This is a genomic window from Arthrobacter oryzae (genome assembly GCF_030812315.1).
In the GTDB taxonomy this organism is placed as follows: domain Bacteria; phylum Actinomycetota; class Actinomycetes; order Actinomycetales; family Micrococcaceae; genus Arthrobacter; species Arthrobacter oryzae_B.
Map to the genome: position 1 here is coordinate 1 of NZ_JAUSSM010000037.1, position 1,053 is coordinate 1,053.

Annotated in this window: 1 pseudogene; it reads left to right on the top strand. The window is 64.9% G+C overall.

The window, feature by feature from the left end:
- Window positions 1-1,053 (top strand): annotated as a pseudogene (locus tag J2S97_RS23925) (pyruvate dehydrogenase (acetyl-transferring), homodimeric type); the annotation flags it as partial.

Consider the following 1,053-nt stretch of genomic DNA (forward strand, 5'->3'; position numbering starts at 1 on the left):
GAGGAATACGAGCGCCGGTACCGGGCGTACATGCGCTGGAACGCCGCGGTGATGGTGCACCGGTCCCAGCGGCCGAACATCGGCGTGGGCGGGCACATCTCCACCTACGCCGGGGCCGCGACCCTGTACGAGGTCGGCTTCAACCACTTCTTCCGCGGCAAGGACCACCCCGGCGGCGGGGACCAGGTCTTCTTCCAGGGCCACGCCTCCCCCGGCATGTACGCCCGGGCGTTCATGGAAGGACGGCTGACCGAGCAGGACCTGGACGGGTTCCGGCAGGAAAAGTCCAAGGCCGGCCATGCCCTGTCCTCCTACCCGCACCCGCGGCTGATGCCGGACTTCTGGGAGTTCCCCACCGTGTCCATGGGCATCGGGCCGATGAACGCGATCTATCAGGCCCAGTCCAACCGGTACCTGCACAACCGCGGCCTGAAGGACACCTCCGACCAGCAGGTCTGGGCGTTCCTGGGCGACGGGGAAATGGACGAGCCCGAGTCCCGCGGCCTGCTCCAGCTCGCCGCGAACGAGAACCTGGACAACCTGAACTTCGTGATCAACTGCAACCTCCAGCGCCTGGACGGGCCGGTGCGCGGCAACGGCAAGATCATGCAGGAACTCGAAGCGTTCTTCCGCGGCGCGGGCTGGAACGTCATCAAGGTCGTCTGGGGCCGGGAATGGGATGACCTGCTCACCAAGGACACCGACGGGTCGCTGGTGAAGATCATGAACGAAACCCCCGACGGGGACTACCAGACCTACAAGGCCGAGTCCGGCGGGTTCGTCCGCGAACACTTCTTCGGGAAGACCCCGCAGACCAAGGAAATGGTCGCGGACCTCACCGATGACCAGATCTGGAACCTCAAGCGCGGCGGCCACGACTACCGCAAGGTCTACGCCGCGTACAAGGCAGCCACCGAATTCAAGGGCAAACCCACCGTGATCCTGGCCAAAACGGTCAAGGGCTACGGACTCGGACCGCACTTCGAAGGCCGCAACGCCACCCACCAAATGAAAAAACTCACCCTCGACGACCTCAAGTCGTTCAGGGACCAC